The organism is Streptomyces sp. GB4-14, from assembly GCF_022696125.1.
Classification (GTDB): Bacteria; Actinomycetota; Actinomycetes; order Streptomycetales; family Streptomycetaceae; genus Streptomyces; species Streptomyces werraensis.
Genome location: NZ_RZHO01000002.1, coordinates 5,536,564 through 5,562,332, shown reverse-complemented (window position 1 = coordinate 5,562,332; position 25,769 = coordinate 5,536,564). Strand labels below are relative to the sequence as shown.

General features: G+C 72.9%; 23 protein-coding genes and 6 tRNA genes. 9 read left to right on the top strand and 20 right to left on the bottom strand.

Annotated features, from left to right (window positions below; all coding sequences use genetic code 11):
• Positions 1 to 3: 3 nt before the first annotated feature.
• From ELQ39_RS26655 to ELQ39_RS26625, 7 genes are all read right to left on the bottom strand, one after another.
• Positions 4 to 2,739, bottom strand: coding sequence for an exo-rhamnogalacturonan lyase family protein (locus ELQ39_RS26655; protein WP_242594348.1), 2,736 nt, complete (start codon positions 2,737 to 2,739; stop codon positions 4 to 6).
• 101 nt (positions 2,740 to 2,840) lie between these two features.
• Positions 2,841 to 3,419, bottom strand: a complete 579-nt coding sequence (locus tag ELQ39_RS26650; protein WP_225626824.1) for a hypothetical protein — start codon at positions 3,417 to 3,419, stop codon at positions 2,841 to 2,843.
• A gap of 11 nt (positions 3,420 to 3,430) precedes the next feature.
• Positions 3,431 to 4,321: a carbohydrate ABC transporter permease gene (locus ELQ39_RS26645; protein ID WP_242594346.1), complete on the bottom strand. Its 891-nt coding sequence runs from the start codon at positions 4,319 to 4,321 to the stop codon at positions 3,431 to 3,433.
• Positions 4,318 to 5,319, bottom strand: a complete 1,002-nt coding sequence (locus ELQ39_RS26640; protein WP_242594345.1) for a carbohydrate ABC transporter permease — start codon at positions 5,317 to 5,319, stop codon at positions 4,318 to 4,320. Before ELQ39_RS26640 ends, ELQ39_RS26645 begins: the two co-directional genes overlap by 4 nt.
• On the bottom strand, positions 5,319 to 6,608 hold the full coding sequence (locus tag ELQ39_RS26635) for an ABC transporter substrate-binding protein (protein WP_242594344.1): 1,290 nt from the start codon (positions 6,606 to 6,608) through the stop codon (positions 5,319 to 5,321). The genes ELQ39_RS26640 and ELQ39_RS26635 overlap by 1 nt, the downstream gene beginning before the upstream one ends.
• Positions 6,609 to 6,975: 367 nt before the next feature.
• Positions 6,976 to 7,047: transfer RNA gene (locus ELQ39_RS26630), tRNA-Val, on the bottom strand.
• A 114-nt stretch (positions 7,048 to 7,161) separates the two neighbouring features.
• Positions 7,162 to 7,620, bottom strand: coding sequence for a TIGR02611 family protein (locus ELQ39_RS26625; protein WP_225642813.1), 459 nt, complete (start codon positions 7,618 to 7,620; stop codon positions 7,162 to 7,164).
• Between the two features lie 191 nt (positions 7,621 to 7,811).
• On the opposite strand from ELQ39_RS26625, the gene ELQ39_RS26620 reads away from it, so the two are divergent.
• Together ELQ39_RS26620 and ELQ39_RS26615 are read left to right on the top strand one after the other, a co-directional pair.
• Entirely contained in the window at positions 7,812 to 8,225 is a 414-nt protein-coding gene (locus ELQ39_RS26620; RefSeq protein ID WP_004002642.1) for an SsgA family sporulation/cell division regulator, read from the top strand.
• A gap of 408 nt (positions 8,226 to 8,633) precedes the next feature.
• Entirely contained in the window at positions 8,634 to 9,194 is a 561-nt protein-coding gene (locus ELQ39_RS26615; protein WP_190004185.1) for a CGNR zinc finger domain-containing protein, read from the top strand.
• A gap of 84 nt (positions 9,195 to 9,278) precedes the next feature.
• Here the strand turns inward: ELQ39_RS26615 and ELQ39_RS26610 are convergent, their stop codons facing one another.
• Both ELQ39_RS26610 and ELQ39_RS26605 read right to left on the bottom strand, forming a co-directional pair.
• On the bottom strand, positions 9,279 to 9,431 hold the full coding sequence (locus ELQ39_RS26610; RefSeq protein ID WP_190004184.1) for a hypothetical protein: 153 nt from the start codon (positions 9,429 to 9,431) through the stop codon (positions 9,279 to 9,281).
• Between the two features lie 149 nt (positions 9,432 to 9,580).
• The gene (locus tag ELQ39_RS26605; RefSeq protein ID WP_242594343.1) at positions 9,581 to 10,030 is read right to left on the bottom strand and encodes a hypothetical protein; all 450 of its coding nucleotides are present in this window, start codon (positions 10,028 to 10,030) and stop codon (positions 9,581 to 9,583) included.
• 231 nt (positions 10,031 to 10,261) lie between these two features.
• On the opposite strand from ELQ39_RS26605, the gene ELQ39_RS26600 reads away from it, so the two are divergent.
• Positions 10,262 to 10,786, top strand: coding sequence for a DsbA family protein (locus ELQ39_RS26600; RefSeq protein ID WP_242594342.1), 525 nt, complete (start codon positions 10,262 to 10,264; stop codon positions 10,784 to 10,786).
• Between the two features lie 26 nt (positions 10,787 to 10,812).
• Here ELQ39_RS26600 and ELQ39_RS26595 read toward each other — a convergent pair whose 3' ends face one another.
• The 3 genes from ELQ39_RS26595 to ELQ39_RS26585 are packed head-to-tail and all read right to left on the bottom strand — an operon-like array spanning position 10,813 to position 13,560.
• The gene (locus ELQ39_RS26595) at positions 10,813 to 11,637 is read right to left on the bottom strand and encodes a GNAT family N-acetyltransferase (protein WP_242594341.1); all 825 of its coding nucleotides are present in this window, start codon (positions 11,635 to 11,637) and stop codon (positions 10,813 to 10,815) included.
• Between the two features lie 52 nt (positions 11,638 to 11,689).
• Positions 11,690 to 12,511: an aminotransferase class IV gene (locus tag ELQ39_RS26590; protein ID WP_190004180.1), complete on the bottom strand. Its 822-nt coding sequence runs from the start codon at positions 12,509 to 12,511 to the stop codon at positions 11,690 to 11,692.
• Positions 12,508 to 13,560 (bottom strand): chorismate-binding protein, encoded by a 1,053-nt coding sequence (locus ELQ39_RS26585; RefSeq protein ID WP_242594340.1) that lies wholly within the window; start codon positions 13,558 to 13,560, stop codon positions 12,508 to 12,510. The genes ELQ39_RS26590 and ELQ39_RS26585 overlap by 4 nt, the downstream gene beginning before the upstream one ends.
• A gap of 153 nt (positions 13,561 to 13,713) precedes the next feature.
• Between ELQ39_RS26585 and ELQ39_RS26580 the strand changes: the two genes are divergently transcribed.
• The 5 genes from ELQ39_RS26580 (at position 13,714) to ELQ39_RS26560 (ending at position 14,197) form a co-directional block, all read left to right on the top strand.
• Positions 13,714 to 13,786: transfer RNA gene (locus ELQ39_RS26580), tRNA-Gly, on the top strand.
• A gap of 37 nt (positions 13,787 to 13,823) precedes the next feature.
• Positions 13,824 to 13,897 (top strand) — tRNA-Cys (locus tag ELQ39_RS26575).
• Between the two features lies 1 nt (position 13,898).
• A tRNA-Val gene (locus tag ELQ39_RS26570) sits at positions 13,899 to 13,970 on the top strand.
• A 40-nt stretch (positions 13,971 to 14,010) separates the two neighbouring features.
• Positions 14,011 to 14,082 (top strand) — tRNA-Val (locus ELQ39_RS26565).
• 43 nt (positions 14,083 to 14,125) lie between these two features.
• A tRNA-Val gene (locus ELQ39_RS26560) sits at positions 14,126 to 14,197 on the top strand.
• Between the two features lie 50 nt (positions 14,198 to 14,247).
• Here the strand turns inward: ELQ39_RS26560 and ELQ39_RS26555 are convergent.
• The 4 genes from ELQ39_RS26555 to ELQ39_RS26540 form a co-directional block, all read right to left on the bottom strand.
• Positions 14,248 to 14,535 carry a TFIIB-type zinc ribbon-containing protein gene (locus tag ELQ39_RS26555; protein WP_190004178.1) on the bottom strand — a complete coding sequence of 96 codons (288 nt, stop codon included), beginning with the start codon at positions 14,533 to 14,535 and terminating at the stop codon, positions 14,248 to 14,250.
• A gap of 100 nt (positions 14,536 to 14,635) precedes the next feature.
• On the bottom strand, positions 14,636 to 15,562 hold the full coding sequence (locus ELQ39_RS26550) for a phosphotransferase family protein (protein WP_242594339.1): 927 nt from the start codon (positions 15,560 to 15,562) through the stop codon (positions 14,636 to 14,638).
• Positions 15,563 to 15,734: 172 nt separating this feature from the next.
• Positions 15,735 to 15,914, bottom strand: coding sequence for a hypothetical protein (locus ELQ39_RS26545; protein ID WP_019527115.1), 180 nt, complete (start codon positions 15,912 to 15,914; stop codon positions 15,735 to 15,737).
• 198 nt (positions 15,915 to 16,112) lie between these two features.
• Positions 16,113 to 16,388: a hypothetical protein gene (locus ELQ39_RS26540; RefSeq protein WP_242594337.1), complete on the bottom strand. Its 276-nt coding sequence runs from the start codon at positions 16,386 to 16,388 to the stop codon at positions 16,113 to 16,115.
• Positions 16,389 to 16,592: 204 nt separating this feature from the next.
• Here ELQ39_RS26540 and ELQ39_RS26535 point away from each other — a divergent pair, with 204 nt between their 5' ends.
• Positions 16,593 to 17,873 carry a serine/threonine-protein kinase gene (locus ELQ39_RS26535; RefSeq protein WP_242594335.1) on the top strand — a complete coding sequence of 427 codons (1,281 nt, stop codon included), beginning with the start codon at positions 16,593 to 16,595 and terminating at the stop codon, positions 17,871 to 17,873.
• Positions 17,874 to 18,304: 431 nt separating this feature from the next.
• On the opposite strand, the gene ELQ39_RS26530 is transcribed toward ELQ39_RS26535, so the two are convergent.
• From ELQ39_RS26530 to cobT, 4 genes are all read right to left on the bottom strand, one after another.
• Positions 18,305 to 19,612, bottom strand: a complete 1,308-nt coding sequence (locus tag ELQ39_RS26530; RefSeq protein ID WP_242594333.1) for an eCIS core domain-containing protein — start codon at positions 19,610 to 19,612, stop codon at positions 18,305 to 18,307.
• A 151-nt stretch (positions 19,613 to 19,763) separates the two neighbouring features.
• Entirely contained in the window at positions 19,764 to 20,582 is an 819-nt protein-coding gene (locus ELQ39_RS26525; protein WP_242594331.1) for a TrmH family RNA methyltransferase, read from the bottom strand.
• A gap of 1 nt (position 20,583) precedes the next feature.
• A complete protein-coding gene (gene cobA / locus ELQ39_RS26520; RefSeq protein ID WP_190004173.1) occupies positions 20,584 to 21,819 on the bottom strand; it encodes a uroporphyrinogen-III C-methyltransferase in 1,236 nt (411 codons plus the stop codon).
• A gap of 213 nt (positions 21,820 to 22,032) precedes the next feature.
• Positions 22,033 to 25,707, bottom strand: a complete 3,675-nt coding sequence (gene cobT, locus ELQ39_RS26515) for a nicotinate-nucleotide--dimethylbenzimidazole phosphoribosyltransferase (RefSeq protein WP_242594329.1) — start codon at positions 25,705 to 25,707, stop codon at positions 22,033 to 22,035.
• Positions 25,708 to 25,769 lie beyond the last annotated feature (62 nt).

The window sequence follows — 25,769 nt, the reverse complement described above, 5'->3', positions numbered from 1 at the left end:
GCGTCACGGCATGCGGTCCCCCAGGAGTGCGAGGTTCTCTATGGCGGCGAGTCCATACAGGGCGGTGTCGTTGGTGGAGACCCAGGGGGCCTCACTGCCTGCGACCAGGGCGGTGGGACCGCTCACCTTCTCGGTCTTCCAGGGCGCGGACTCCTTGTACCCGTCGGAGTCGTAGAACTTGGCCCACGCCCGCTGCGCCAGCGCCTCGTCCCCGGTGCGCACGGCGGCGTAGGCGTCGAGGCGGGAGTGGCCCTGGAAGAGGATCAGGCTGCCGAAGTCGGTGCCGTAGCGCGCGGCCTGTTCGGCCTTGGTGGCGTTGAACCAGCGGCAGTAGTCGTAGTACGCCTGCTCGAACTCGGGCATGTCGACGAGGTCGATCAGTTCGGCGCACAGTTCGTTGAGGCCGAAGACGGCGGACAGGTGGGAGACCTCCACCTTCGGTGTGCCGGCGACGGCGAACCGGCCGGTGTCCAGGTCGTACAGGCCGCTGCCCTGGACGAAGCCGTTGGGCTGGGCGGCGATGGTCTCCATGGTGGAGAGCACGCGCGCCCGGGCCTTCCGCCACTGGGGGCCCTTGCGTTCCCACTCGGTGAGCCAGGCGGAGACCAGGCCGCTCCAGTCGGTGCCGAAGCCGATGGACAGGGCGTTGCAATCCGGGGCGTACGGCTCGGTGCGGATCTTGCGCAGCGGGTCCAGGGCCAGGAAGGTCTCGTCGCTGTCGACGTTGGCGTGCATGAGGTCGCCGGTGCGTTCGTCGGCGGTGAGGAAGTAGTAGAAGCGCCGGTAGGTGGTGTTGGCGATGCGCTGCTGCTTGGCGCTGTCGGCGTAGTGCTGGACGCCGTGCCGGGTGCCGAGCCCGGCCCACTCGCCGAGGTGGTAGACGTCGACCTCGCCGGTGTGGCGGGTCATGGCCTCGGCGAAGCGGAAGATGTCGGCGCGCCCCGAGCGCAGGTAGGCGTACCAGAGCCACAGGTCGGGCGAGAGTTCGCTGTTGTCCCAGGCGTAGCCGCCGACGTCGTAGCGCCACTGGTGCCGGACGGTGTCGTAGGTGTGCATGATGTCGCCGTAGTCCCAGAAGCCGTACCAGCGGCGCTGCTCCACCTGGTCCTTGTAGTAGGCGAAGAGGAAGTCGAGGTGGTCCTCGATCTTCTCCTTGGCGGGGGTGGAGCGGTCGGGCTCGGCGAAGAGGCCCTTGCCGAAGACGCCGGCGGTGATCAGCTGCGAGGGCGGCGCGGCGAGCTGCGGCAGCACGCGTACGGCGCGTGCGCGGGCGGCGAGCCGGTCGGCGTCCGGGGTGGCGGCCTCGGCCCAGAACAGCAGCTCGGAGGTGCGGGCGATGCCGTAGGGCGTGCCGAAGCCGGGCTCGTAATCCTCGTAGGTGATGTTGAGGCCCTCGAGCTGTTCGGGGAAGGTGTCCTGGCCCATGCCGTCGTGGTAGAAGCGCAGGTCCATGGGCTGGGCCTCGGGTGACCAGAGCCAGAGGGTGACCTCGGCGGTGTCGGTGTGCGCGTCGCGGACGTCGAGCTGGGCGGGGTGCTTCTCCCAGAAGTCGCGCAGCCCAAAGGAGAGGCCGCCGCTGACGCCGCCGACGTAGCCGAAGCCGGAGGCGCGCCGCCCGCCGCCGGCGCCGATCCAGCCGTGGCCCTTCCTGGTGCGCTTGCGGACGGTGAAGCCGTCGGCGGACAGCTGGGAGAGGGTGTAGTCGCCCCATTCGGGGATGTACTGCAAGCGGCTGGTCACGCGCTGGTCCCAGGTGGTCGGGTCGGGCAGCCTGCGGCCCTCGAACTGGGCCTCCTGCACGGCGGTCCCCGGGTCACGGCGCAGCCCTGTGATCCCCTTGACCGCCTCCCGGAGCATCCCCTCGCCCTCGCCGCCGAGCCGGATGTGCCGGTCGTACGTCGCGTCGCGCAGCGGGACGGAGAAGCGGACGCCGATGCCGCGCACGAAGTCGCCCTTGGCGCTGCCGGGTTCCTGCTTCCCGTCGTAGGTGATGGTGTGCACCATGCGGAAGGAGTCGGCGCCCGCGTAGAAGTAGAGGCGTACGGAGAAGGGCAGCAGGGTGTCGCGGCCCTTGCGGTGGGTGCCGTCGACGCGGACGACCGCGCGGACGGGGCCGTCCTGCTCGACGGTGACGCCGGAGACGGTGCCGTCGAACCGCTCGGTGCGGACGGTGGTGCGGTCGCCGTCCTCGATCTCGGGCTGGCGCAGCACGACGAGGCGTCCGTCGCGGGCGATCTCGGTCGAGCCGCGGGTGACCGAGCGGACCAGGGTGTCGCCGCCGGTGCCGATCCGGGCGGTGATGACGCCGGTGGAGACGGTGACGGTGGCGCCGCGTCGGGTGACGGTGACCTTCTTGTCGGGTGCGGCGGGCGTGCCGGTCTTCAGAGTGAGCCGACCGGTGCCGGAAATGACGGCGTGCGCGGTCCACTTGAGGGAGCCGTCGGGCCAGTACGCGAGCGGCCAGGTCTGGACGGGGACGTCCTTGCCGTCGGCGTCCGTCACGGCGAAGGTCCGGGTCTCCGGATGGGCGCCGCGGGGCCAGGGGACGCCGACGGTGGAGCCCGGGGCGGCGCCCGGTCCGTCCTCCTCCAGCCAGTCCAGGGTCACCGGGTCGGAGACGCCGGGCGCGGTGGCGGGCGCCGCGGCGGCTTCCCTCTCGCCGAGGGCCAGGCCGGCCTGGGCGGCGGCTCCGGCGACGGCGACCGCCTTGATGAGAGTTCTGCGGGGGATGGGGGACATGGCCCGTCCTTTCCATGGCTGCCGGGTGCTGCGCTTATGTCAGGGGCATGACAGACGGAGATGTGGTGCCGGAGCGCCCACCCCGTAGGAGGCACCGCCCGTCAGCGGTGCCGGTGACGTTCCTCCACGGCGACGGCGGCCGCCGTGACGGCCCCCAGCGCGGGCACCGCGAGGGGGGTGCTGAACCAGGCGGAGCAGACCACGACGGCCAGCCCGCCGATGAGCAGGAAGGATCCGGCGGGGTCGCGGACGGTGTGCCGCCCGGCCCGCGCCATCAGCGGCCGCCAGGACACGCCGGGCCGCCACAGCGCCGCCGCCCGCAGCAGCGCGGCCGCCGCCCCGATGAGCGCGAGCACCCCGACGGCCCCGACCAGCGGGCCGCCCGGCAGTCCGGCCCGTACGGCGCGCAGGTCGGTCCACACCACGGCGACGGCCGCCCATCCGGCGAGCCCGACGATCCGGCCGCCGCGCACCGCCGCCCGGAAGTCGGCCGTGAACTCCCGCCATCCGCCCTGCTGGTGGGCCAGATGGCGGCGCAGGTGCCGGGCGCCCGCCGCCAGCGCGGCGGGGTAGGTGACCAGCGGCAGCGCGGCCAGCGCGATCCACACGCCGGTCAGCAGGCACTCGGCGAAGAGCGCGAACCTTCCCCAGGCCCTCGAATCGGTGCGTGCCAGGGACATCGTCAGCTCACTCAGCCCTTCAGTCCGGAGGTCGCCATGCCGTCGATGAGATAGCGCTGGAAGGCGAGGAAGAAGGCCAGCACGGGCAGCAGCGCGACCAGGGACATGGCGATCATGCCGCCGTAGTTGGCGAGCCCTTCCTGGTCGACGAACATCTTCAGCCCGAGGGAGACCGTGTACTTGCCGGGCTCGTTGAGGTAGATCAGCGGGCCCATGAAGTCGTTCCAGGCGTTGATGAAGGTGAAGATGGCGCTGGTGATCAGGGCCGGCCGGCACAGCGGCAGCACGATCGACCAGTAGATGCGCAGATGCCCGCAGCCGTCGAGCCGGGCCGCCTCGTCCAGCTCCCGGGGCAGGTTCCGCATGAACTGCACCATCAGGAAGACGAAGAACGCCTCCGTGGCCAGGTACTTCCCCAGCAGCAGCGGGGTGTACGTATTGATCATCTCCAGGTTGCGGAACAGCACGTACTGCGGGATCAGCAGCACGTGGTACGGCAGCAGCAGCGTGCCGATCATGAGCGTGAAGAGCAGATTGCGGCCCGCGAACCGGATCCTGGCGAAGGCGTAGGCGGTGAGCGAGCAGGAGATCAGGATGCCGATCACCGAACCCACCGCGAGGAACAGCGAGTTGAAGAAGAAGGTGGAGACGGGGATGTCGGCGATGCCATCGGCGAGGCTGGTGTAGTTGGACACGATCGGGTCGGCCGGGAAGAGGTCCAGGCTGCCGACGATGTCCTCGCTCGCCTTGAACGACCCTCCGATCACCCACACCACCGGGTAGAGGATCACCGCCAGGAGCGTCAGCGCCACGAGGTGCCAGGCGAGCGAGCCGGGCAGCCGGCGCCGCAGCGCGCCCTTCGCCGACGGGGTGCGGGTGATGTCGGTGGCCTGTGCGGTCATCGGCCGCCCTCCTCGTAGTGCACCCAGCGCTTCTGGGACCGGAACAGCACCGCCGTGACCAGGGCGACCGCGACCAGCAACATCCACGCCATGGCGGAGGCCAGGCCCATCCGGCTGTTCTCGAAGCCCTGGACGTACAGATAGCAGGTGTAGACCATGGAGCCGTCCGCCGGACCGCAGGCGTTGCCGCCCGCGCCGCCGCCGACGATGTAGGCGGAGCTGAAGATCTGGAACGAGTGGATCGTCTCCAGCAGGACGTTGAAGAACAGCACCGGCGAGATCATCGGCAGGGTGATGTTCCAGAACTGCCGCAGCTTGCCGGCCCCGTCGACGTCGGCCGCCTCGTACAGCTCCCGCGGCACCTGCTTCAGCCCGGCCAGGAAGATGACCATCGGCGCGCCGAACTGCCAGACCGTCAGGGCGACCAGGCTGTAGATGATGAGGTCCGGGTCGCCGGTCCAGCCGCCGGCGCCGATGCCGAACACCTTCTGCGTCCGGTCGACGATCGCGTCGTCCGAGAAGATCGCCTTCCAGACGATGGCGACCGACACGCTCGCGCCGATCAGCGACGGCGCGTAGAACGCGGCACGGTAGAAGGCCTGCCCGCGCCGCTTCTGCGCGAGCAGCAGGGCCACGCCGAGCGCCACGAGCAGTTTGACGGGCGTGCCGACGACGACGTACCAGAGGGTGACCCGCACCGAGTGGCGCCAGCGCGGGTCGCCGAACATCTCGGAGAAGTTGTCCAGGCCGATCCAGCGCGGGGCGTCGAACAGGTTGTAGTCGGTGAACGCGAAGTAGAGCGAGGCGACCATCGGGCCCGCCGTCAGCAGCAGGAACCCGGCGATCCACGGGGACATGAAGAGATAGCCGGCCAGGTTCTCCCGGTGCCCCCGCCGCTTCAGGTCGGCAGGGCGCGGGGGTGTGTCCGGACTGTGCCGCGGCTCGGGGTCCTTCGCCCGGACCTCCGTCGCGGGGGCGTGTGTCACGGCGGTTCCCATCAGCTGCTGAGGGCGGTCTTCGACTCGTTGAAGAACTGTTCGACGGCGTCGGGCACCGACCGCTTGCCCAGGCCCAGCTCCTCGCCGATGCGCAGGAACGCGGCCTCGCAGATGTCGGCGCCGTTCGGGTGCGGGGTGATGGGCTCCAGCACGCCCGCCTGCACGAGGGACTCCTCGTAGGCGGCGATCGCCTTGTTCACCGCGTCGGTGGGCCGGTACGCCTCGTACTGCGCCGTGGTGGCGGGCACGCCCCGGTCGTAGCCCATGATCTTGGCGACCTCGGGGTCGTGCACCATGAAGTCGATGAACTTGGCGACCTCCACCGGGTGCTGGGTGCGCCTGGAGGCGCTCAGCATCAGCGAGCCGAGGTACTGGCCGGTCCGCTTGCCGTCGGTGGTGGGGATCGGCGCGAGACCGTACTCGCTCCTGCCCTCGGAGGTGTAGCGGACGGTGAAGTTGTCCCAGGTGAACTCGGAGCCCGCGAGTTCGGCGGAGAGCGCCGACTTGGGCTTGATCTGGGCGACCTTCTTGGGGTCGGCGAAGAGTCCGGACCGCACGCCCTTCTCCGCCTTCGTCCACCACCGGGTCAGATCCGCCTCGGTGAAACCGAGACCGTCCTCGGTGAAGAACGCCTTGCCGTTCTGACGCAGGTACAGGTCGTAGAGGTACATGACGCCGTACATGCCGCTGTCGCCGGCGCGGCCCGTCCGGTCGCGCACCCGGGCCATCGCCTCGTCGAAATCGTCCCAGGTCCAGCCCGTTTCGGGAGTGACACCGGCGCGGGCGTAGACCGGCTTGTCGATGACGAGGGCCATCGAGTTGGACCCCACGGGCACGCCGAGGAGTTTGCCGTCGATCTCGCCGAACGTGTCGAGGCCCGCCCGGAATCCCTCCATGCGCAGGTTGCCGGCCTTGACCTGCTCCTTGAGGTCCAGGAGCACATTCTTCGCATCGTATTTGCGGAGGAATCCGATGGCATTCTGGAAGACGTCCGGCGGATTTCCGCCGGAGGCCTGCGTGTTGAACTTCTTCCAGAAATCCGTGTACGGCTGGAAGTCGGTCTTGACCCTGATCTTCGGGTACTTCTTCTCGAAGAGATCGATGGTCCTGTTGATGCGCCGCGCCCGGTCCTCGGCGCCCCACCACGCATAACGGATCGTCACCGTTCCGTCGCCGGAACCGCTTCCGCCACCGCAGGCGGTCGCCGTCGCACCGAGCCCCGTGACGGCGAGCGAGACCCCCGCCGCTTTGAGGACCGTCCGCCTCTCCACACCCCTGCCCTGCTGCATACGAGCCTCCCCGCGACGGTCCCGGCCGCCTCGTGAATCGTTTCAAGTAAGCGCTTGCTGGCACAAGGTACGGAGGGCCCACGGGCGCGTCAATGATTCGGACAGGAATTGGTGGCGAGGCCTCGCGGGCGCCGGGCGGCGGGGGCGTCCGGTAATCGTCCCGGGCGGGAGGGAAAGCGGCAGGTCCCCGGCCTCGCGGCCGACCGGTCGAACGGAACGGCGGCGGCCGTTGCGGGGCACGCGGCAGGTCACGGTCGGGTGACGCACGGGCGAAGCGGAACGGGACGGAGGGAGGTGTCGACGGGCCGTCCCGGCAACGACGAAGCGGCCCGGCTCACTGTTGGTGAGCCGGGCCGCTTGATCCCGGTGGGCGATACTGGGTTCGAACCAGTGACCTCTTCGGTGTGAACGAAGCGCTCTCCCACTGAGCTAATCGCCCGGGCGCAGGAAGAACATTACCCCATGTCAGGGGTGCCCGTGACCACTGTGACCACCGACCGGACGTGATCACCGTGTGCGCCGGGGGCCGGACGAACCGGCGCCCCGGCCCCTGTCACTGGTCCTTGATCTTCCAGGGCATCTGCAGACCGAACTTCCACAGGTAGAAGCCGGCCAGCGCGGCCACGATCACCAGGCCGACCGACGTCAGGATGATGTTGCGGCGACGCACCCGCGGGTCCAGCGCCCGCTGGGCCGCCTCGGTGACCTTGCGCTTGGTCCAGCGCAGCACCAGCTGGGCCCACACGAACTCGGTCGCCCAGATCGCCATGCCGCCGAAGATCACGACCCATCCAGGGCCAGGCAGCGGAAGCATGATCACGCCGGCCACCACCACGGCCAGACCGACGACGAAGACCCCCACCTGCCAGCTCAGATGCAGCGCCCGCCGCGCCTTCACGAACTCGGGCGCCCTCGACCCGAGTCCCCTCTCGTCCCGACGCTCGCTCTCGTCCACCGTCACCCCGTGGGCCGCGGCCACGACCTCGCCGGACTCGTTACTCCCCGTGTTCATGCAGCCCAACACTACCCGAGCCGAACACATCACCGGAATGGACGCAGGACACGAACGATCTCTCGGCCGGAAGAGTTACGTAATCCCACGCAAAACACTCAGAGGGGTTTACAACGGCACCGTAGGTGGCATGTCGATTTCGCCGACGTGCGAATCCCCGAGCGCACACTGAGCGAAAGGCCCTGGCGCTTATGAACACCACGGTCAGCTGCGAGCTGCACCTGCGCCTCGTTGTGTCGAGCGAGTCCTCCCTGCCTGTCCCCGCAGGCCTGCGGTACGACACGGCCGACCCCTACGCCGTGCACGCCACCTTCCACACCGGAGCCGAGGAAACCGTCGAGTGGGTGTTCGCCCGCGACCTCCTCGCCGAGGGACTTCACCGCCCCACGGGCACCGGCGACGTCCGCGTCTGGCCGTCGCGCAGTCATGGTCAGGGCGTCGTGTGCATCGCCCTGAGCTCTCCGGAGGGGGAAGCCCTGCTCGAGGCCCCGGCACGGGCTCTGGAGTCCTTCCTGAAGCGCACCGACGCCGCCGTGCCGCCCGGCACGGAGCACCGGCACTTCGATCTCGATCAGGAGCTCTCGCACATCCTGGCGGAAAGCTAGCGCGCCGCCTCGAAGCCGCCCGGCGCCGTCGACTCGGGGTGACGGCGCGGGCCTGAACAACAGGATGCATCGGCGTCGACGCCGCGGGTTTCTTGCCGTGGGTCGACGCCGGTGTGTTGTGCGGGGCGCGGGCGCGTCGGCGTGGCCGCGGGCGCGCCTAGGGCCCTGCGCGCCGTCAGGGGCTGCGCGCGCAGTTCCCCGCGCCCCTTCGGGGCGCTTCCTGGAAGGTACGTCCAAGGCGCCCGCAGGCCTCCCTGGCAAGGGCGTCGTGGGCGGGAACCGTTCACGGGGGTTCTGCGTTGGAATCGAAGCCGTGTGCGGAGCGGGGAGGTGCGGGGTGGGGTGGAGCCACTACCATCGGCCAGCATCGGCGGGCGCCCGCCCGACCCCCAGGCCAGGGAGCGAATCGTGCTGATCACCCATGACACCCGGTGCGCGCTGGACACCGTGGTGGATCTGGTGAACACCGCACCGGAGGACGACGCGACTCCGGACGGACTGGCGGACGTCGCCGCCCTCGAGGCGTTCGTACGGGACCACGAGGTCAGCGAGGTCGGGGTGCTCACCGAGTTCGACCTGGCCGCCGTGCGCAAGATCCGCGCCCGGTTCGCCGCGGTGTTCGCCGCTCCCGACGCCCGCAGCGCCGCCATGATGATCAACGAACTGATCGCGGCCGCCGGCACCACGCCCCGGCTCACCGACCACGACGGCTACGACTGGCACGTGCACTACTTCGCCCCCGGCGCGTCCGTGGCCGACCACCTGGCGGCCGACTGCGGGATGGCGTTGGCGTTCTTCGTGGTCGCCGGCGAGCAGGAGCGCCTGCGCCGCTGCGAGGCCCCGGACTGCCGGCACGCCTTCGTGGACCTGTCCCGCAACCGTTCGCGCCGCTACTGCGACAGCCGCACCTGCGGCAACCGGCTGCATGTCGCCGCCTACCGGGCACGCCGCAAGGAGGCCGCGGGCTGATCCGCCCCAGCCGCCACGGAGAGTGACGGGAGGTGCCGGGCCGACGCGGTCCCGACGGGTGACGCCGGGAACCGCGGGTACGGCTCACAGCCACAGCAGGTCGTGCAAGGCGGCCGTGAGCAGCAGACACCCGATCACCGCAAGGAAGATCATCAGCGGTGGCTGGGATAGGGCGAAGAGGCATCCGCGCGGCTCGCCCTGCTGCGGCGCGGCATCGCTCTGTGTCGTGTCCAGCATCTCGCCGCGATGATGACGCATCGGACGCGCCGGACGCGATCAACACTCGTGGAGAGCATGTGCGCACACGGAAAGCGCGGTCTACCGGTCAGAGCGTGATCACTTCCGCGCGGTCCGGGTCCCCCTGTGACGCATGTGGTCCTGGGTGGTCAGATGCCGTGCTTCTTGAGGATGGCCTCGATGTCGCTGAAGTCGTCGTCCCCCTGTGCGGCCGGCTTCTGCCGGGGCGCGGGGCTCTGTCCGCGGGCGGGCGCCTGTCCCAGGGCGGGCGCGGACGCGCCGGGCGCCGTGGCGGCGGGGGTGGCCGCCTCCCTTGCCGCCTTGCGTTCCTTGCGGATGCCGCCGCGCCGGCGCTCCACCGTGCGGGTCGTGGCGAACATCAGCCAGGACAGGCCCAGCACGCCGAAGCCCGCCCAGGCGACCGGACTGAAAGCGGTGTCCGCGAGCCACTCGACGACGCCGGTCATCACCAGACCGAGCGGCACGAGCGCGTAGGCGGCGATGCGCGTCGCCGTCAGGTAGCGCTTGCGGTAGGCCGTGACCACCGCGATGCCCAGGCCTGCCGCGGCGACGGCGGAGCAGACGGTCTCGGCAATCATCCGGTCCTCCAGGGCAGCGTGCGTGCGGTCACGACGGGCTTCGCCGGCGTCCTCTCCATCCTGCACCCGCCGAGCCCCGAGCGGCCATGCCCGGGGCGGACATCAGGGACATCTCCGGGTCCGGGCTCCTCCGAAGGTGCCGGTCGGCACACGCCTGAGGGTCTCGGGCCGGGGACGCGGGCCCGGGGCCGGATTGGGTGGTGCCGGGGTGCGGCTGGAAGACTGTCGGTCATGAGTGACTCCTCCCCCGCCCGCCCCGCCGCCCCTGTCCTCGACGTGTGGTGCGAGCTGCAGTGTTCGGACTGCCGGACCGCCCTGGACGACCTGCGCGCCCTGCGTGCCCGGTACGGCGACCGGCTGGAGATCCGGCTGCGGCACTTCCCGCTGGAGAAGCACAAGCACGCCTTCGCCGCGGCCCAGGCCGCCGAGGAGGCGTGGGAGCAGGGCCGGGGCTGGGACTACGCGGAGGCCGTGCTCGGCCGGGTCGAGGAGCTGGAGCGCCGGGGCGATGCGGTCCTGGTCGAGGTCGCCCGCGAGCTGGGCCTCGACGCCGACGAGGTCGACACCGCCCTGATCGACGGCCGGCACATCCTGGTGGTCGACGCTGACCAGGCCGAGGGCAAGGCGATCGGGGTGACCGGGACGCCCACGTACGTCATCGGCGGGGAGCGGCTCGACGGCGGCAGGAGCCAGGAGGGGCTGCGCGAGCGGATCGAGGAGATCGCGGACCGGCTGCTGACCGGGCAGGACGCCTGACCCCGCCGTCCCCTCCGTCCCGGCCGCTACACCAGCGGCTTGTACAGCGAGTAGCGGGTCGCGGTGTAGCCGAGCGAGTCGTAGAGCCGTTCGGCGGGGGTGTTGCCCGCGAAGACGTTGAGGCCGATGGTCCGGTTGCCCGCGGCGGCCGCCTGGGCCTCGGCGAGCAGCATGAGGCTGCGTCCGTGGCCGCGACCCCGGTGGGCGGGCCGGGTCTCGACGTCGTACACGTACGCGCGCTCCCCGCGCACCGCGAGCCAGAGCGTGCCGACCACCGCGCCCTCGTGTTCGAGGACGCTGAGGAGCATGTCCTCCGTGGCGAGGCCGTCAGGCAGCAGCGCCGCCTCGTCGGCGGCGGCCTTGGCCAGCGCCTCCGCCTCAGGCACCCCGCGACGCGCCCACTCCCGCGCGTAGTCGGCCGAGCTCTCGGCCTGCCAGGGGCCGAACTCCTCCTCGGTCATGGGGCGTGCGCGGGCGCCGTCGGGCAGGGCGGGCGGGGTGGCGCGAAGGGCCTTCTCCATCGTCCGGTTGCGCACGACGTAGCCGAGTGCCGTGGCGAGGGCGAGGGCGGTGCCCGGTTCGGCGGGGACGGTGACCTCGATGCGGCGGCAGCCCCAGCCGCGCGCCACCTCCTCCGCCGCGAGGGCCGCCACCGTGCCCCGGCCACGCCGGCGGTCGGGTTCGTCGATGCGCAGGCTGACGATCCGGGCCACGGCGTCGCCGAAGACGGGGTCCGTGCCGAGGCGCACCTCCCCCACGGGACGGCTGTTCACGCAGACGTGGAAGTGACGCGAACGCGTCCCGTCGGGATTCCGCTGGAGCGGCTCGGTCGGCCGCAGGGTGGTGGTCATCACGGGAGTTCTACCCCGCCGCGCCCCCGGCTTCAGCCGGTTTTCCGGCCCCTCACGGGTCGATGTCCGCCGCGGACCGCTCCTCGAAGATCCGCATGGCCTTGGCCGTCACCGGGCCGGGCGCGGCGGACAGTTCACGGTCGTCGACGCGGTGCACTGCCTGCACGTCGCGCAGGGTGGAGGTGAGGAAGATCTCGTCGGCCTCGCGCAGGACGTCCAGCGGCAGGTCGGTCTCCTTGGCCCCGGTCCACTCGGCGACCAGGGCGCGGGTGATGCCCGCGAGGCAGCCGGAGGCGAGCGGCGGGGTGTGGATCTCGCCGTCGAGGACGACGAAGACGTTCGACCCGGTGCCCTCGCAGAGCTGTCCGACGGTGTTGCCGAAGAGAGCCTCGGAGGCGCCGTGTTCGTGCGCGCGGGCGAGGGCGACGACGTTCTCGGCGTACGAGGTGGTCTTCAGGCCGGTGAGCGCGCCGCGTTCGTTGCGGGTCCAGGGCACGGTGACGACTGCCGTGGTGTCCGGGCGGCGGGTGGTCCCGCCGAGGGCGACGACGAGGGTCGGGCCCTTGTCGCCCCGGTCGGAGCCGAGCGGGCCGTGTCCGCCGGTGTAGGTGAGGCGCAGCCGGCCGAGCGGCACGGGGTTGGCCTCCAGAACGGCGGCACAGGCGCGGCGGACCTCGTCGAGGTCGGGGTCGGGCAGCCCGAGGCCCCGGGCCGAGCGGGTCAGCCGGTCGAGATGCCGGGTGAGGGCGAACGGCCGGCCGTCCACGGCCTTCACCGTCTCGAAGATGCCGTCGCCCACGGTCAGTCCGTGGTCGAAGACGGAGACGCGGGCGGACTCGGAGTCCCGCAGCGCGCCGTCGAGCCAGATCTTCACGTCTGGATCCTTTCGCTCACCTGGTACGTCCCCGACGCTACCGCGAGCAGCCGGGAAGCCTTCAGCTCGGTCTCGCGCCACTCCCCCTCGGGGTCGGAACCCCAGGTGATGCCGGCGCCGGTGCCGAACCGCAGCACGGCCGCGCCGTCGGCGTCCCGGTCGATCCAGAAGGTGCGGATGCCGACGGCGAGCACGCCGGTGCCGCGGTCGGCGTCGACCCAGCCGATCCCGCCGCAGTAGGGGCCGCGCGGGGCGGTCTCCAGAGCGTCGATGATCCGCAGCGCGCTGGACTTGGGCGCCCCGGTGACGGAGCCGGGCGGGAAGGCGGCGCGGAGCAGCCCGGGCCAGCCCTCACCGCCGCGCAGCTCGCCGCGGACCGTGGAGACGAGGTGGACCAGCCCCGGGTGCTTCTCGACGGCGCACAGGTCGGGGACGGTGACGGTGCCGGTGGCGCAGACCTGTCCGATGTCGTTGCGGACCAGGTCGACGATCATGACGTTCTCGGCGTAGTCCTTCTCCAGCAGGTCCGCCTCGGTGCGGCCGGTGCCCTTGATCGGCCCGGACTCGACGGTCCGGCCGTCCCGGCGCAGGAACAACTCGGGCGAGGCGGTGGCGATCTCCACGCCGTGCCGCGGCAGCCGAATCGTTCCTGCGTAGGGGGCCGGGTTGCCGCGGGCCAGCACGGCGGTGAGGGCGTCCACGTCGGCGTCCGGGGCCACCGGGGCGGACAGGACGCGGCAGAGGTTCGCCTGGTAGACCTCGCCCGTCGCTATGTGGTCGCGGATGCGGCGCACCGCCGCCGTGTACGCGGCACGGTCGAGGGAGGACGTCCAGTCGCCGGCCGTCGGTCCCCGCCAGGCGCCCGATGCCGGCGGCGGCACGGGCTCGGTGCGGACGTCCCGGAACCGGGCGCAGGTCAGGCGCCCCTCGAAGTCGGCGGCGACCGCCCAGAAGCCCGAGGAGTCGAGGGCGGCGGGGTCGTCGGTGACGTCGGCGAGGCCGGTGGCGACGCGGTCACCGAAGCGCGCGAGAGGTGGCAGGTCGTGCACGCCACGAGTCTATGGCGGGGGCGCGCGGGTGACGTGACCACGCCCCTGAGCAGGCGCAGCGCAGCACGCTGCACAAACGGGTTTTTGTGCTGGCCCCGGAATCCGCTAGAGTTCAGTTCGTCGCCGGGACGCGCAAGCGGACCGAAACGACAGGCGGACGTAGCTCAGTTGGTAGAGCGCAACCTTGCCAAGGTTGAGGTCGCGAGTTCGAGCCTCGTCGTCCGCTCGAAGGAAGAGGGGGCTTCCCGGTCCCCTACACTCCTGGTGGAGTGGCCGAGAGGCGAGGCAACGGCCTGCAAAGCCGTCTACACGGGTTCAAATCCCGTCTCCACCTCCAAGGACGATTAGCTCAGCGGGAGAGCGCTTCCCTGACACGGAAGAGGTCACTGGTTCAATCCCAGTATCGTCCACTGGATCTCCGGATCCTGGATCTGCGAAGATCCGAACCCCGCGCGATTAGCTCAGCGGGAGAGCGCTTCCCTGACACGGAAGAGGTCACTGGTTCAATCCCAGTATCGCGCACGCAGTGCCCATGAGCCGCTCCGCGGAGTGGTCGTGGTCCCGAGGACGATTAGCTCAGCGGGAGAGCGCTTCCCTGACACGGAAGAGGTCACTGGTTCAATCCCAGTATCGTCCACACGGCTCGAAGCCCCCGGTCCTGCGACCGGGGGCTTCGTCGTGTGCCCGTCAGCTGGAGAAGAGCATGTGGCCGAAGCTCTTGTGACGCCGGTGACCGCCGTAGTGGCCGCCGTGCGGCGCTCCCCACGCCGGGGCCTGCGGCGCCGCGGCCGGGGGGTACGCCTGGGGGGCGGCCGGCGGGGGCGGTGCGGGCTGCGACCACTGGGACTCGAGCCGGGTCAGCGCCTCCAGCTCGCCGTAGTCGAGGAAGATCCCCCGGCACCCGCTGCACTGCTCGATCTGGACACCGTTGCGGTTGTACGTGTGCATCGGGGCACGGCACTTCGGACACTGCATCTTCTGGTCAACTCCTCGCCGTTCGTATCTGCTTCGCGTATCAGCTGGACAGACTCCGTCCGGCTGTGGGCCGGTTGCACCCTACGCCGGGGAGATTCTGTCAGTCCGCCGGAGCTGCGGCCGGTACGGACCGCATGCGGGCACAGGCGTCGACCAGCCACTCCTCCACCTCGTCCAGCGGCCGGCCCGCCGCGGCCGCCTTGGTGACGGCGCGGGCGGCGGTCTGCGCGGTGAGGGCGCGGGCCGGGACGTCCAGCACGGGCCAGGGATCGCCGTCGGGCGGTACGGCGGGGCCGCCGGCGGCGCGGTAAGCGGTCAGGAAGCGGTGCCAGGCGTCGGGGTCGAGCATCCCCACGGCGTACCAGGCGGCGGGGCGGGCCAGGTCCCACACCGGCGGGCCCGCACCGAGGTCGTCCACGTCGATCAGCAGCCACGGGCCGCCGGGAGCGCGGTCGCGTATCAGCTGGCCGAGGTGGAAGTCGCCGTGGCAGAGGCGTACGGGCCCCGGCGCGGGCGCCTCGCCGCGGGCCCACGGAGGGAGGCCCGCCCAGGCGTCCAGCACGGGGGCGGCCGCCGGGTGGCGCGGGGCGAGGTCCCCGAGGAGCGCCACGGCGCGGGCGGCCTTCTCCGGTCCGCGCATGGGAGGGACGGCCTCGGGGAGCGGGGTCCGGTGCAGGCGGGCGAGGAGGACGCCCGCCTCCTCCCAGGGGGCGGCGTCCGGGTCGTCCGGGTCCACGGGCGTGCCGTACGGCCAGTACGTGACCGGGCGGCCGTGCAGCTCGGCCGGGGCCGGGGTGAGCGGGGGCAGCAGGATGCCGGGAAGGCGGGCGGCGACGGCGGTCCGCACGGCCAGCTCGGCGGTGTCCGTCTCCGCGGGGTGCGCCTTGGCCACCGCGACGGCGTGCCGGACGACGGTGGTGTCCTCGCGGTGGACGAGAGTGGCCGCGGTGCAGGGGCAGGCGGGGTCGCGGGCGTGGGCCGCCGCCGCGGCGCGGGCGGCCAGGGCGGGGAGGAGGTCCTCGGTCACGGGGTGAGGCTACGCGGGGCGGACGGGCGTCCTCGCGGGTGGGGAAAAGCAATGCCGGCGCAGCTCCCCAGCTGCGCCGGCATCTTGCCGTCCGCCGCACCCCCGTCCCCACGGGGTTTCATGGGTGGATGTCCCCGCCCGGACCGCTCTTCCGGGCCTGGGGTCGCTGAATTCAGCGTCCCAGCATCTCGCCCACGGACGACGCCTGTGTGGTCACCAGCTCCCACCCGTCGAAGACGAGGAGGAGCAGGACCGCCAGGGGCAGGGCCATGAGCGTCGCCACCAGCGGGTGCCGGCGGCCCTCGCCGCGATCCCGCGTGCGGAGCAGTGTCCGCGGTGCCGTGTACGCCATGGCCCCTTCTCCTGACCGTTTCTGTTGTCTTTGACAGCGGCGGGCGTCCGACCTCGGGGGACGAGTGCTGCACCCGCCGCTCGACATCGAATTTATGGGTTTCGGGCTTCCGGCACGTCATGCCCTCGTACCGATCGGTGGGCCTCCCGGAGGATGAGCGGGCCGCCGCGCCGTACTCCCCTGGGTGGAGACGGCGTCCTACGCCTCGGGGACATCCCCGAGGGGACGGCCGCCGCGGCCCGCTCCCTCCGAGGTGTCCTGGCGCGGGACGGGCTGCTCCACCAGGGCGAGCACCCGGTTCGCCATGAAACGCGCGGTGCGCACCACAGCCCCGGTTCGGGTGACTTCGCTCACTTCGACCACCCCTCGTCGTACCGCCGTCTCGACCCTGCGGCCCGCCCGCGAGGCCACCACCTCGTACGTACGCGTCGTGTCCCCTGCGTCCACGACGATCTCGACCCGGTCACCCCTCACGCGATCAATCCCCCTCCGCCGTCGGGTGGTTGGGACCGGACAGGTCCGCCCTCGCGCGAACCCGGCCTGCTCAGGCCCTCCCTGACCACACTTCAAGTCTCCCACCGGCCACTGACAATCCGTCGAACGGAGAGGGCGCGGCCTCTGCGCACGGACGGGTGTGGAAACGTAAGCTGTGGCACGTCACAGGACCGGGCAGCGGGGATGAACATGGCGATGATGCGCCTGAGGCGCGAGGACCCGCGCGTCGTCGGCTCTTTCAGGCTTCACCGACGGCTCGGCGCGGGCGGGATGGGCGTGGTCTACCTGGGCTCCGACAAGAAGGGGCAGCGGGTCGCACTGAAGGTCATCCGTCCCGATCTTGCGGAGGACCAGGAGTTCCGCTCACGGTTCGCCCGCGAGGTCTCGGCGGCCCGGCGCATCCGCGGTGGCTGCACGGCCCGGCTGGTCGCCGCCGACCTGGAGGCGGACCGCCCCTGGTTCGCCACCCAGTACGTGCCCGGTCCGTCGCTGCACGACAAGGTGGCCGACGAGGGCCCGCTCAGCGCCGCGGAGGTGGCCGCCGTGGGCGCCGCGCTCTCGGAGGGGCTGGTCGCGGTGCACGAGGCCGGGGTGGTGCACCGGGACCTCAAGCCGTCCAACATCCTGCTGTCCCCTAAGGGACCGCGGATCATCGACTTCGGCATCGCCTGGGCCACCGGCGCGTCGACACTCACGCACGTGGGCACGGCCGTCGGCTCGCCCGGCTTCCTCGCGCCCGAGCAGGTGCGCGGTGCGGCCGTCACACCGGCCACGGACGTGTTCTCGCTGGGCGCCACGCTCGCGTACGCGTCGATGGGCGACTCGCCCTTCGGACACGGCAGTTCCGAAGTGATGCTGTACCGCGTGGTGCACGAGGAGGCGCAGCTGCAGGGCGTCCCCGACGCGCTGGCCCCGCTGGTGCGGGCCTGTCTGGCGAAGGATCCCGAGGAGCGGCCGAGCACGCTGCAACTGTCGCTGCGGCTCAAGGAGATCGCCGCGCGGGAGGCACAGGGGCTCGCCGACGTCCGTCCTCCGGCGCCGCGCACCCCCGAGTCCGAGCGGGCGGTCGGCCGGCTCGCCGACACCTATCCCGACCGGGACGCGCGCCGGCAGGGGGACCGGGCCACTCCCCCGCGCGGCGGCTCCGCCTCCCGGAGCGGCGGCCCCTCGTCCTCGCGGGGCGGCCGCGGCGTGCCCCCGTCGCGGGGCGGCGGCTCCGGGCGCAGCGGGGCGCCCCGCCAGGGCACACCGGCCCGCCCCCGGCCGCGCACCGGCGCCCCGTCCCGCGGCGGAACCCGCCCCGGCACCGGCACGGGCGCCCGCCGGCCGGCGCCCCGCACGGGCTCAGGACTGCGCCCGGCGAACCCGCGGCTGCTGAGGCAGCGGCTGTTCGTGTTCGTCGTGGTGACGCTGGTGGTGGCGTTCGGGATCGCGGTGGTGCAGGGGTGCCAGGGACCGTCCTGAGGGGACGTCCTCCGGGCGAAGGTGCCGACCCGGCCGGTGGGCGGTGCGGTCGCCACCCGCTCGGCACGGTGGGGCCGTCGGCCGCCGTGCGGCAAGCCGCTCAGCCGTCCGGCCCAGCGCCTGGGTCCGCAGCCCGATCGCAGAAGCGGGGTAGGAAGGCCGCGCCCCAGGGCAGGACGCGCAGCTGTCCGGCGTTCAGGCCCGGACTCGGCCGGCGGGGCGCCCGCCCCTCCGTGGTGGGGTGCGTTCGGGGAGATCTGGCCGCCTTGGACACGCGGCGACCGCCCCGTCGGGCAGCCCGGTTCCGCTCCACCGGCCGGAGGCAGCGGTGTCGCTCTCCGGCGTGGGGGCGTGCGGTACTCCGGGCCGCGCGCGGAGGGCTCGCCGGGACATCGGTGAACGTGCCCGTCGGCGAGCGGCGCGTCGTCTCCTCAGGCGAATGAGGCGTCACCCTCCCAGTTCACGGTCACGACCTCGGGGAGCAGGGCGTGGATCACGACCCGCCCGACGTCCGTCTTGAACCGCTCGATAATGTCGGCGATCTCTCCCGGCGGGAACCTGTTCTGCAGTTCCGCGACGAGCTTGTCCGCCGGCACCCCGGCCTTGTCCGCGAGGGCACCGGTGTTTGCCGGGTTGTTGCCCCATCCCTTCGCGGCGTTGCTCCGCCCGACGTGGATCGATTCCCCGGCCGTCAGGACAGAGGCGCCGTTCTGCTCGATGCTCGACTGGCTGCTGGCCAGACGGGCAGTCAGGTGCGCCTTTTCACCGCGGATCGTCACCGAGGACGAGCCGCTCCTTCGGTCGACGACCTCGCCACCGGTATTCAGCATCACGTTGAGGTGGACCGCCAGTACGGCCGTCGTCGATCCGTCCTGCACCCGCACCTCCACCGGGCGCGAGATGAGGTTGTTGCCGCCGTTGTTGCGGGACTCCCGTCCGAACGGAAAGCCGCCGAGCGTGCGGTTGTGGCCGACGATGACGTCCAGGAGCCGGTCGCCGTCCATCCTGGCGGGAGCGGTGGCCTGCGCGCCCCCGGCGCGTTGGACGACTGCCGCCCGCTGCACGGGGACGGAACAGCCGGCCACCGCCTCGAAGGCCCCGGTGACCGGTGCGTCCGTCGCACGCTGGACGGGCGACGCGGCCGCGGCCCGGGCCCCGACTTCGGCCGCCTCGCGTTCGGCGTGGTCGTTCTCGTCGGAGACCTTCAGGCCGTTGCCCATGTCGGTGCCCGGGACGGCGCCCCTCTGCTGCTGCATGACGTGGTGCAGCTCGTGGTAGAGGGTCTGCGGCTGCGAGACGTCACCGACGATGTCGCTGCCCGAGGTGAAGGCGACGGCGCCCAGAGCGCGGGAGACCTCGATGTCCTTCGGGCCGTCATGGATCTGCACCGCGCTGTAGGCGCCCCTGGGGGTGCCCAGTCTGGCCTCCGCGTCCCGCTGGACCGATGTCGGCAGGGAACGGCCGCGCGAGCCGAGGATGCCCTTCACCGCCGAGCCGGTCCCCTCCTCGGTGGCCCGCGTCCCGTGCCCGCAGTCGGCGCTGTGCCTGTGCGCCTCCCGCTGCAGGGCGCGCGCGACGGCCCTGTTGCCCGCGGTCCGCTGGAGCGCGGTGACGTCACCCGGCCGGGGACCGGCGCCCTGGGAGAGCACCGCCGGGTCCGGGGCCGCCGAAGGGGTCCGGGTGACGGGGGCGCGGGGCTTCGTCCGGTCCTGCGCCTTCTCCGAGTCCTGCGCGCGCATGCGACGAAGCCCTCCCGGTGAACGTACGTGGTCCCCACCATGGATACGCCACAGGAGCACGCGACCGTAAGGACGAAAGGGGCACCGCCTTCTGCCCTTTGGGGCCCGGGCGACGGCGCCGCGCCCGTCGCCCGCCCGGCGTGCCTCTTCCCTAGTCCTGCGGTCGCCCCGCCGTCACCGCGTAGAAGGCGACCGCCGCCGCCGCGCCCACGTTGAGGGAGTCCACTCCGTGGGACATCGGGATGCGGACCCAGGTGTCGGCGGCGGCGAGGGCCCGGGTGGAGAGGCCCGTGCCTTCCGCACCCAGCATCAGGGCCACCCGGTCCATGCGGTGCGGCGCCGTCTCGTCGAGGGTGCGGGCGCGTTCGTCCGGGGTGAGGGCGAGGACGGTGAAACCCAGGTCCTGGACCGTCGTCAGATCCTTGGGCCAGGTTTCCAGGCGGGCGTACGGGACGGAGAAGACGGCGCCCATGGAGACCTTGACGCTGCGGCGGTACAGCGGGTCGGCGCAGTCCGGGGAGAGCAGGACCGCGTCCATCCCGAGGGCGGCGGCCGAGCGGAAGATCGCGCCGATGTTGGTGTGGTCGTTGACCGATTCCATGACGACGACACGGCGGGCCGTGCGGAGCACGTCGGCGGGGTCGGGCAGCGGCCGGCGCTGCATGGAGGCGAGCGCGCCGCGGTGCACGTGGTAACCGGTGACCTTTTCGGCGAGCGCGGGCTCCACGACGTAGACGGGGGCGTCGGAGCGGTCGATGACGTCCCGCATGACGTCGACCCACTTCCGCGACAGCAGCATGGACCGCATGCCGTAACCCGCGTCGCCGGCCCGCCGGACGACCTTCTCGCCCTCGGCGATAAACAGGCCCTCGGCGGGTTCGCGACGGCGGCGCAGCTCGACGTCCGTGAGGTCGGTGTAGTCGTGCAGGCGCGGGTCGGCCGGGTCGTCGACGGTGATGAGCTCGCCCATGTCAGGCGGTCGTCCCGTCCGGACCGAGGGCCACGACGTCGCCGACGACGATGACCGCCGGGGGCTTGACGTCCTGGGCGACGACCGTCTCGCCGACCGTGGCGAGGGTCGCGTCGACGCGGCGCTGGGCGGCGGTGGTGCCCTCCTGGACGAGGGCGACCGGGGTGTCCGGGGACTTGCCGTGCGCCACCAGTGTCTCGGCGATCCGGCCGATCTTGTCGACGCCCATGAGGATCACCAGGGTGCCGGTCAGCTTCGCCAGCGACGGCCAGTCGACCAGGGAGCGCTCGTCGTCGGGGGCGACATGGCCGCTGACCACGGTGAACTCGTGCGCCACACCCCGGTGGGTGACGGGGATGCCGGCCGCACCCGGCACGGAGATGGAGCTGGAGATGCCGGGGACGACGGTGCAGGGGATGCCGGCCTCGGCGAGGGCGTGCAGTTCCTCCATGCCGCGCCCGAAGACGTACGGGTCGCCGCCCTTGAGGCGGACCACGGACTTGCCCTGCTTGGCGTGCTCGATCAGCGCGTTGTTGATGGCCTCCTGGGCCATGAAGCGGCCGTACGGGATCTTCGCCGCGTCGATCACCTCGACGTGCGCGGGGAGTTCGGCGAGGAGGTCGCGCGGGCCGAGGCGGTCGGCGATGACGACGTCGGCCTCGGCGAGCAGACGGCGTCCGCGCACGGTGATGAGGTCCGGGTCGCCGGGGCCGCCGCCGACGAGGGCGACGCCCGCGGTGCGGGTGCGGAAGTGCGGGGCGACGAGGGTGCCGTCGCGCAGGCCCTCGACCACGGCGTCACGGACGGCCGCGGTGTGCCGGGGGTCGCGTCCGCGGGCGTCGGTGGTGAGCACGGCGACGGTGACGCCCTCGCTGTGGCCGGTCGCCGGGGTCCAGGCGGTGGCCCGGTCGGCGTCGTCGGAGCGTACGCACCAGACGCGGTGCGCCTCCGCCTCGGCGGAGGCGGCGGTGTTGGCGTCGGGATCGCTGGTCGCGATCAGCGCGTACCAGGCGTCGGCGAGGTCGCCCTCGGCGTAGGGGCGGCGGTGCCAGGTGATCTCACCGGCGTCCGCCATCGCCTCCACGGAGGGGGTGGCCTCCGGTGACACGAGGTGGATGTCGGCGCCCGCCTTGATCAGGGCGGGAAGACGCCGCTGGGCGACCTGGCCGCCGCCGAGGACGACGACCCGGCGTCCGGTGAGGCGGAGGCCTACGGGGTAGGGCGGGTGTTCGGCCATCAGCTGGGGCTCCTCGGACGAGCGGTGGGTCAGCGGGCACGCTGCGGCGTCGGAGCGGGCCTGACGTGGCATTTTATGCCCGCGGGTGGCAGGGGTGGGGAGGGTCCGGGGAGTGGGACGGCTCTCATCGAGGGCCTGCCTTCGCCCACGCACCCACCACGGACGGCGTCCCCGCCCGCCCCGTGTCGACGGGAGGGGCGGGGGCGTCTTGTCCTACTTCTCCGTCACGCCCGCCGAGTCGAACGTGGCGACCTCGTGCATGGCGCGGGCCGTGCTCTGGACCAGCGGGAGTGCGAGCAGCGCGCCCGTGCCCTCGCCGAGCCGCAGGTCGAGGTCGACCAGCGGGCGCAGCCCCAGCTTGTTGAGCGCGGCCACATGGCCGGGCTCCGCGCTGCGGTGGCCGGCGATGCAGGCCGCGAGGACCTCCGGCGCGATGGCGCGGGCGACGAGCGCGGCGGCGCCGGCGCTGACGCCGTCCAGGATCACCGGCGTCCGCAGCGACGCACCGCCGAGCAGCAGGCCGACCATCGCCGCGTGTTCGAACCCGCCGACCGCGGCCAGCACGCCGAGCGGGTCGGACGGGTCGGGCTGATGCAATTCCAGGGCGCGGCGCACGACATCGGTCTTGCGGGCGAGTGTCTCGTCGTTGATGCCGGTGCCGCGGCCGGTGACCTCGGCCGGGTCGGCGCCGGTGTAGACGGAGATGAGGGCCGCTGACGCCGTGGTGTTCGCGATGCCCATCTCACCCGTGAGGAGGGCCTTGTTGCCGGCCGCGACGAGGTCGCGGGCCGTCTCGATGCCCACCTCGACGGCCTGCTTGGCCTCCTCGCGGGTCATCGCGGGCCCGGCGGTCATGTCGGACGTACCGGCGCGGATCTTGCGCGGCAGCAGTCCGGGCGTGGCCGGCAGGTCGGAGGAGACGCCCACGTCGACCACGCAGACCTCGGCGCCGACCTGGGCGGCGAAGGCGTTGCACACCGCTCCCCCGCCGAGGAAGTTGGCCACCATCTGGGCGGTGACCTCCTGCGGCCAGGGGGTGACGCCCTGGGCGTGCACCCCGTGGTCGCCGGCGAAGATCGCGACGGCCGCGGGCTCCGGGATGGGCGGGGGGCACTGCCGGGACAGTCCCGACAGCTGGGCGGAGATGATCTCCAGCATGCCGAGCGCTCCGGCCGGCTTCGTCATGCGCTTCTGGCGCTCCCACGCCTCGCCGAGCGCCTTGGCGTCCAGCGGGCGGATCTGCGCGACGGTCTCGGCAAGCAGGTCGTGGGGGTCCTCTCCGGGCAGGGCGCGGCGGCCGTACGTCTCCTCGTGCACCACCCACGACAGGGGGCGCCGCTTGGACCAGCCGGCCTGCATCAGCTCGGGCTCGTCCGGGAACTCGTCGACGTAGCCGACGCACAGGTAGGCGACGACCTCCAGGTGCTCGGGCAGGTCCAGGGCGCGGACCATCTCGCGCTCGTCGAAGAAGCTGACCCAGCCCACGCCGAGGCCCTCGGCGCGGGCGGCGAGCCAGAGGTTCTCCACCGCGAGCGCCGAGGAGTACGGCGCCATCTGCGGCTGGGTGTGCCGTCCGAGGGTGTGGCGCCCGCCGCGCGTGGGGTCGGCGGTGACCACGATGTTCACCGGGGTGTCGAGGATGGCCTCGATCTTCAGTTCCTTGAACTGCTTGGCCCGGCCCTTGGGGAGCGTCTTGGCGTAGGCCTCGCGCTGGCGCATCGCCAGCTCGTGCATCCGGCGCCGGGTCTCCTCGGAGCGGATGACGACGAAGTCCCAGGGCTGCGAGTGCCCGACGGAGGGCGCGGTGTGGGCGGCCTCCAGGACGCGCAGCAGCACCTCGTGCGGGATGGGGTCGCCGCGGAAGCCGTTGCGGATGTCGCGGCGCTCGCGCATCACCTTGAGCACGGCCTCGCGTTCCGCGTCCGCGTAACCGGGGGCGGCGGGACCGGCCGGCTCCGCCTGCGGCGCCGGCCCTGGCTCCACGCCGGCGCCCTGGGTGTCCAGGTCGTCGGCGTTCTGCGCGACGTCGGCCTCGGCGTCGGCGGCGGGGGCCGGCGGCACGACGGCGGCGGGGGCGGGGGCGCGGTCGTCGGCGGGGGCGGGCTCCGGGGCGGGGGTCTCCACAGCGGCGTGCGCCTCGGCGGGCGCGCCCTCGGGGGCTGCCTCCTCGGGGACCGTCACGCCCTGCGGCGGGGTCGGGGCGAGGTGGGGCGCGGTGGGCACGGTGCCGTCCACAGGGACGAACTGACCCAGCGGCTGGTCCGCCTCGGGCTCGAGCGGCAGGGTGCCCGGGAGCGGGGTAGCGTGCGCGGGCGTCTGCTGGGGGCCCTGCACGGGCTCGGACGCGGGCACGGACTCTCCGGCGCCCTGGGGCGAGGGCACGGCCTGGGGCTCAGGCGCAGCCGCGGTTTCCGCGGCGGCCGGTACGGGCTCCGGGGCCACCGGGGCTTCGGGAGCCGGGACCGCCTCGGCGGTCGGCTCCGCCACCGGGGCTTCGGTCTCCGGTGCGGGCGCGGGCTGCGGGGACGCGGCGGTCACCGGAGCCTCCACGGCCGGTACGGCGGTGTCGGGGGCTTCGACGGCCGGGACCTTGGGCGTCTGGGCGTCCTGCGCCGCAGGAGCGTCCTGCGCCGCGGCGGCGTCCGGCACCGGGGCGGCTTCGTGCGCCTCAGGGGCCGGCACGGCCTCGGGCACGGCAGTGCCCGCTGCGACGGCGGGGGCTTCCCGGGCCTCGGCGTCCGGCGCACCGGCGGTCTCGTCGACGGCCGCCTGCACGTCGGTTGCCTGCGGTTCCGCCCTCTGCGGCGCGGCCGTCTCGGCGGCAGCCGCCCGGTCGGGGTCGTCCTGACCGTCCGCCACGACGGCCTCCGGCGCCTGGGCCTGCTCAGGGCCGACCACCGTCTCACCGGTGTCGTGCGCCGCCTGCGGGGCGACCGGCGCCTCGGCTTCGGCCTGTGGGGCCTGCGGCTCCTGGGCCACCTCCTGCGGCGCCTGAGCGCCCTCGGGCGACGGCACGGGCGCGTCCTGCGTCTCCCCCGGGCCGGTCACGGCGGCGACCGGTGTCCGGCCGGCCTCCGGGGTCACGGTTCCGTCCGCGGCGGCTTCCGGAGCCACCGCGACGCCGGCCTGCTGAGCAGCCTCCGTCACCTCACCAGGAGCCGCGTCCGCCGGCGCATTCCCGTCGTCGCCGGCCACCGCGTCCCCGGGCGCACCCGGCCCCGGCACGGCCGGCGTGACCTGCTCGCCGTACGCCGCCGCAGGCGTCTGCTCGCCCTCGGCGTCAACCGCCGTACCGACCGCCTGCGTGGCGACCCGGGCGACGGCCGCCTGGGCCGCGTCCACGGGCCGGTCGGCCGGAGCCGCCGCGCCCTGGGCGACCCAGGGTGCGCCCTGCGGTGCGGCGGCCTCCCGCGCGCGCGGGACGTCGAGGTACTCGGGGCCGAGGGTCGGCGGGCCCGGCTGGCGGGCCGGAAGGTCGGCGGGGCCTCGGTCGGCGAGGGAGCGGACCGGGCTCGCGGACAGGTCGGGCAGCGGCGGGCCGAGGTGCAGCGGACGGCGCGGCGCGGCGGGAGGCGGAGAAGGGGCGGGCGCGGGCGCCTGCTGCTGCGGCTCGGGCGGGCGGACGCCGCCGAGGTCGACGGAGCCGCTGTCACGGCCGTCCGTCTCGTGCGGGCCCGGCTGGTGGACGGTCTCGACGACCGGCTCGGGCGCGGGCGGCGCGATCTCGTTGCCCCAGGCGCCCTGGGCGCCCGGCAGCAGCAGGTCTTCGTCCTCGGCGGGACTGTCGGAGAGGTAGGTGTACGCGTCGGGCGCGGCGACGCCCGGCTGCTCCACCCTGCCTGCGTTCTCCGGCAGTCCCTCGCCCGGGACCTGGCCGGTGTCGGTCATGCGTACCCCTCGCCCATCGGTTAGTGCTCCTACGACCAGCTCACCCGGAACGGCGCACCGAC

Excerpts from the sequence above, each read along its gene's own strand:
- ELQ39_RS26595 (WP_242594341.1), bottom strand. The coding sequence starts at position 11,637 with ATGACCACCACCCTGCGGCCGACCGAGCCGCTCCAGCGGAATCCCGAC.
- ELQ39_RS26645 (WP_242594346.1), bottom strand. The coding sequence starts at position 4,321 with ATGACCGCACAGGCCACCGACATCACCCGCACCCCGTCGGCGAAGGGC.
- ELQ39_RS26525 (WP_242594331.1), bottom strand. The coding sequence starts at position 20,582 with ATGGGCGAGCTCATCACCGTCGACGACCCGGCCGACCCGCGCCTGCAC.
- ELQ39_RS26605 (WP_242594343.1), bottom strand. The coding sequence starts at position 10,030 with ATGATTGCCGAGACCGTCTGCTCCGCCGTCGCCGCGGCAGGCCTGGGC.
- cobT (WP_242594329.1), bottom strand. The coding sequence starts at position 25,707 with ATGACCGACACCGGCCAGGTCCCGGGCGAGGGACTGCCGGAGAACGCA.
- ELQ39_RS26640 (WP_242594345.1), bottom strand. The coding sequence starts at position 5,319 with ATGGGAACCGCCGTGACACACGCCCCCGCGACGGAGGTCCGGGCGAAG.
- cobA (WP_190004173.1), bottom strand. The coding sequence starts at position 21,819 with ATGGCCGAACACCCGCCCTACCCCGTAGGCCTCCGCCTCACCGGACGC.
- ELQ39_RS26555 (WP_190004178.1), bottom strand. The coding sequence starts at position 14,535 with ATGCAGTGTCCGAAGTGCCGTGCCCCGATGCACACGTACAACCGCAAC.
- ELQ39_RS26600 (WP_242594342.1), top strand. The coding sequence starts at position 10,262 with ATGAGTGACTCCTCCCCCGCCCGCCCCGCCGCCCCTGTCCTCGACGTG.
- ELQ39_RS26620 (WP_004002642.1), top strand. The coding sequence starts at position 7,812 with ATGAACACCACGGTCAGCTGCGAGCTGCACCTGCGCCTCGTTGTGTCG.
- ELQ39_RS26610 (WP_190004184.1), bottom strand. The coding sequence starts at position 9,431 with ATGCTGGACACGACACAGAGCGATGCCGCGCCGCAGCAGGGCGAGCCG.
- ELQ39_RS26530 (WP_242594333.1), bottom strand. The coding sequence starts at position 19,612 with ATGCGCGCGCAGGACTCGGAGAAGGCGCAGGACCGGACGAAGCCCCGC.
- ELQ39_RS26625 (WP_225642813.1), bottom strand. The coding sequence starts at position 7,620 with ATGAACACGGGGAGTAACGAGTCCGGCGAGGTCGTGGCCGCGGCCCAC.
- ELQ39_RS26655 (WP_242594348.1), bottom strand. The coding sequence starts at position 2,739 with ATGTCCCCCATCCCCCGCAGAACTCTCATCAAGGCGGTCGCCGTCGCC.
- ELQ39_RS26635 (WP_242594344.1), bottom strand. The coding sequence starts at position 6,608 with ATGCAGCAGGGCAGGGGTGTGGAGAGGCGGACGGTCCTCAAAGCGGCG.
- ELQ39_RS26650 (WP_225626824.1), bottom strand. The coding sequence starts at position 3,419 with ATGTCCCTGGCACGCACCGATTCGAGGGCCTGGGGAAGGTTCGCGCTC.
- ELQ39_RS26535 (WP_242594335.1), top strand. The coding sequence starts at position 16,593 with ATGAACATGGCGATGATGCGCCTGAGGCGCGAGGACCCGCGCGTCGTC.
- ELQ39_RS26545 (WP_019527115.1), bottom strand. The coding sequence starts at position 15,914 with ATGGCGTACACGGCACCGCGGACACTGCTCCGCACGCGGGATCGCGGC.